The following is a 3,863-nucleotide window of genomic DNA, read 5'->3' as shown; positions in this document are numbered from 1 at the left end:
CGTTAAACCAGAAGTTGAGAATGTCTTCGTACATAGCTGTGTCACTCCAATGAAAACGGCAGATTACTCTGAGTGTTGGGAGACGAGCAGTGGATTAATAATGACTAAACTCATCATTATCCGTCGTCATCAGTTGCATCAATTTGGGGTGCACAAACAATTTTTCTTTGCCTGCCGAGGTTTCGATTAACACTCCAATCTCAACCAATTTCTTTAAATAAACCGATGCGGTTTGGGGTTGGCCGATATTGGCATCTACCAATGTTTGAATGCGGCAATAAGGTTGTTCAAAAATTTTATCCACCAATTCCCGGCTATAAATTTTTGGCAACTGTTGGCGAATGTAATTGGCAGTGTGCTCGTTGAGTTCACGCACCGCGCTGATTTTTCTTGTTGTCCACTGCGCTGTTTCCTTAACGGCGGTGAGCATATAGATCACCCATTCTTGCCAATGTTGTTCATTAGTTACCTGGCGCAACAATCGATAGTAATCATTTTTGTGGCGCAATATGTAATAGCTGAGGTAGAGGATGGGCAAGGTAAGCAAGCCGCGCTCAATTAAAAATAAACTATTCAACACGCGCCCGGTGCGGCCATTTCCATCCAAAAATGGGTGAATAGCTTCAAATTGATAGTGACAAACTGCCATACGAATTAACGGGTCGAGGTCATCGTCTGCATGTAAATAGCGCTCCCAGTTAGAGAGCAAGTCGCGGATAATTTGTTCACCCACAGGCGGGGTATAAATAACTTCCCCGGTTGCTGTGTTCATGATGCTGGTGCCGGGAACTTTGCGAATATCCATCGCTGTGCCTTTAATCGTGGAGCACACAGTCACTGCCGTTAAGGTATTTAGTGGGCGATCTTTAAGTGCAGTGAACCCTTGGTAGAGAGCGGTGCGGTAACGCAAGGCTTCTTTGGTGGCTGGGTCGGCTTGGGATTCTTCGCCATCTTGCGCATACTGAAACAGGCGATCATTGGTGGTGACGATATTTTCGATCTCAGAACTGTCTTTTGCTTCCAGCAAGGGAAGCATATTTATAAGCAAGCTTTGGTTTGGCAGTAACTCTCCAGCCTGCTTAAGTTCCGCAAGGGCGGCACGGGCATTAATACAGGCTTTGAGTACAGGAGTGGTCTCTAGCTCCGTATTTGGCGGTAGCACGGGAAGGTTGTTATAGGGTTGTGTGGGATTGAACCCCAGGTCATTTGCTGGCATTTCAAGCGACTCATGTTTAAAAAATGCGTTTTCTTCGACATGAGATGAGAATATGTTGATTGCATGTACATGTCCACAACATCATGTTTAAAAAAATGGATTTTTTCGACATGAAACTCCAGTCAAGATGATCACACCCGCCTAACCGAATCCAAAATCCTCAAATTCCTTTCCATCACCCATTGCCGATGCACTAGCGGCGATATCATATTCGCTACTAACAAACTCGATTCATCCCACGCACGGAATTCAGTGGTGGTGAGTTCGTTAAACCAGAAATTGAGAATGTCTTCGTACATATCTATTTCCCTCTAATGAAAACGGCAGATTACCTTGATTTTAGGGGGACTTCAGTGGGGTGAGCCCTATATCGGGGAAATGAAGAATTTGAACTCACGATATAGGGAGGTTGTATGCCAATTATTGTGAATTTGGATGTGGTGCTTGCACAACGAGAAATGCGTTTGAATACATTCGCCGAGTTAGTGGAGATCACCCCGCAAAATTATTGGTGCTCAAAACGGGTAAAGCGAATCCAAAGAGGCGGGTGAGATGAGTACACCCGCCTGATTGAATCCTGACGATTTATATTTCGCGTGCACACCCTGTGCGGATTAATGAGAGGCGTGATGCTTGCAACAGCACTAGCATCAGCAAGCCAAGGCAATACCATAAACTTGCTGCACCCCCACCACCTGAACTTGATCCGTTTGAATTTGAAACACTGGTATTAGAACCACTGGTATTTGCAGCGCTGGATTTAGCACTACTTGATGAGGCGCTGGATGATTTTGGTTTGGGAGAAATAGTCAGCGTGACCGATTTTTCGGCTTGGTAGCCTTCATTGTCGGTCACGTGTAATTTAAAAATAGCCAATAGAGGAGCTGTGCCCGTTAGTGCGGGTGCTTTAAATGATGCAATGGCTTTATTGCTGTTTTCAATGACGATGTTGTTCGGCCCTGTCCATTGGTAGGTGGTGATACTACCTATGTTGTCTACCGAAGCAGACGCATCCAGCGTGACCGTATCGCCTTCCAGAATAGTTTGCGGCAATGCGATATTAATTTTAGGCACATTGGGATCAAACACGTTGAAAGCGATTTCTCCACTGGTAGGTGTGGCAGCAAGTGATTCGCAGTAATGGGTAAAACGCGCATGGAATTGCGTGAGCAGATCCCCTTCATTTTGAATGCTTAATACATTAAATGAACCATACGAAGCATTGCAGCCAAAACCGTTCGCCGAAAAATCCAGCCCTGCCGTTGCACCTGCAAAACGCCGCGCATTTTCATAAAGACCCGGTTGCAGATTCTGATTTTCCGGTGGATTAATAGAGACATGATATTCAGGAGGTGCGGAAGTGCTCGTGCTTATGTCAGCCATTACGCCCCAACTGCCGCCTACAGCGTTAATTAAATTGTTTTGGCCGATATAAAATTGCCAATTGGTATCATTGGTTGGGAATTCAGTTCCCGTCACGCTGCGGAAAAAGGATTGCGGATCGCTTTTACTATCGACGTGAATACTGGTTTGAGCGGTCGCGCTATTGCCCGCTGTATTCGTCACCGTTAATTGCAGCAGAATATCGGCACCGCCCAAGGGTAAATTTTGTGGCAGCGTGACTAATGCAGTCTCCTGTGTTGAATTGATAAATGTCACCGCCGGGCCAGATACCTGACTCCATTCATAACGAATAATTTCACCTTGCTGCGCGCGGGAATTTTCGCCACTTACCCGATATTGTTTGCCTTCAATTGCTTTTGGTTCAGGTAAAGAAATAGCGGCAAGCGGTTTGGAATCCTGTTTTGGGAAGTTGGAATTGATGCGCAATATGCCGCGTATTTGTGCTTGATTGCCAAGCACACAGTACTGGGTAAAGTTAATGGCATAACGCGGTGGTTTTGCTGTTGGCTCAAACTCATAAACAACAAACTCGCCGGTATTAGCGGAGCAACCCCTGCCTGCGCCAATCAAATTCACATCCAATGACGGTTCGATTTGACCTTGTAGCCAACCCGGACCCTTGGTATTTAAATAGGGGCCAACCTGGAATTTTTTATCTGTGCCCGAGAAAAAGGTTAATTGAATGTTGTATTTATCTGCAGCGGGTGTGCTCCAGGTAAATCCACCCGATAATTGATTGGGTGCTGAATAAAATAACGCAAAATCACCATCATCGTCGGTGACATTCACATCCTTACCCTGAAACAGAAACTCTCCCTCATCGGTATCTATTTCCAAAAATGTTGCTGCTGTCGTGGTAAGGCTAAATTGCGTTAGCAAAACAAACAGGCAAGTGGCAAAAGGTTTATAAGGTGCATCTTTAAAAAGTGTCATGGGGAAATTTCCAAATAGATAAAACTGTCCAATGAAATGATTAACAGGGTAATGTTCTATAGTAAGACAACCAACACCACTATCACCTCCGTTATTGTTGCAGGAATGATTGATGGCATCTGCGATATATTCATCATCGTTTTCCAAGCCTACTCATTTACGTGGATCTTGGCCAAAAAAAACGGCCCCCGAAGGAGCCGTTTTTGGTAAATCAGAATCTGGTTTATTTGCGCGCTTGACGACGAGCAAAACCCAAACCAATCAAACCCAACGCAAACATTGCCAAGGTACTTGGCTCTGGAACATCCCC

4 protein-coding genes are annotated in these 3,863 nt (G+C 45.1%); all 4 read right to left on the bottom strand.

Annotated features, from left to right (window positions below; genetic code table 11):
• Positions 1–94: 94 nt before the first annotated feature.
• The 4 genes from fic to ACWA6V_RS18590 all read right to left on the bottom strand — a co-directional run bounded on the left by fic (position 95) and on the right by ACWA6V_RS18590 (position 3,833).
• Positions 95–1,216, bottom strand: a complete 1,122-nt coding sequence (fic, locus tag ACWA6V_RS18605; protein WP_449523893.1) for a protein adenylyltransferase Fic — start codon at positions 1,214–1,216, stop codon at positions 95–97.
• Positions 1,217–1,347: 131 nt separating this feature from the next.
• Positions 1,348–1,515 carry a hypothetical protein gene (locus ACWA6V_RS18600; protein ID WP_449523892.1) on the bottom strand — a complete coding sequence of 56 codons (168 nt, stop codon included), beginning with the start codon at positions 1,513–1,515 and terminating at the stop codon, positions 1,348–1,350.
• 286 nt (positions 1,516–1,801) lie between these two features.
• The gene (locus ACWA6V_RS18595; protein ID WP_449523891.1) at positions 1,802–3,553 is read right to left on the bottom strand and encodes a PKD domain-containing protein; all 1,752 of its coding nucleotides are present in this window, start codon (positions 3,551–3,553) and stop codon (positions 1,802–1,804) included.
• 223 nt (positions 3,554–3,776) lie between these two features.
• Positions 3,777–3,833, bottom strand: coding sequence for a hypothetical protein (locus tag ACWA6V_RS18590; RefSeq protein ID WP_449523894.1), 57 nt, complete (start codon positions 3,831–3,833; stop codon positions 3,777–3,779).
• Positions 3,834–3,863 lie beyond the last annotated feature (30 nt).

It is taken from the genome of Cellvibrio sp., from assembly GCF_053579595.1.
The sequence above is the reverse complement of the archived record's forward strand: the minus strand, read 5'-3'. Positions and strand labels throughout refer to the sequence as shown.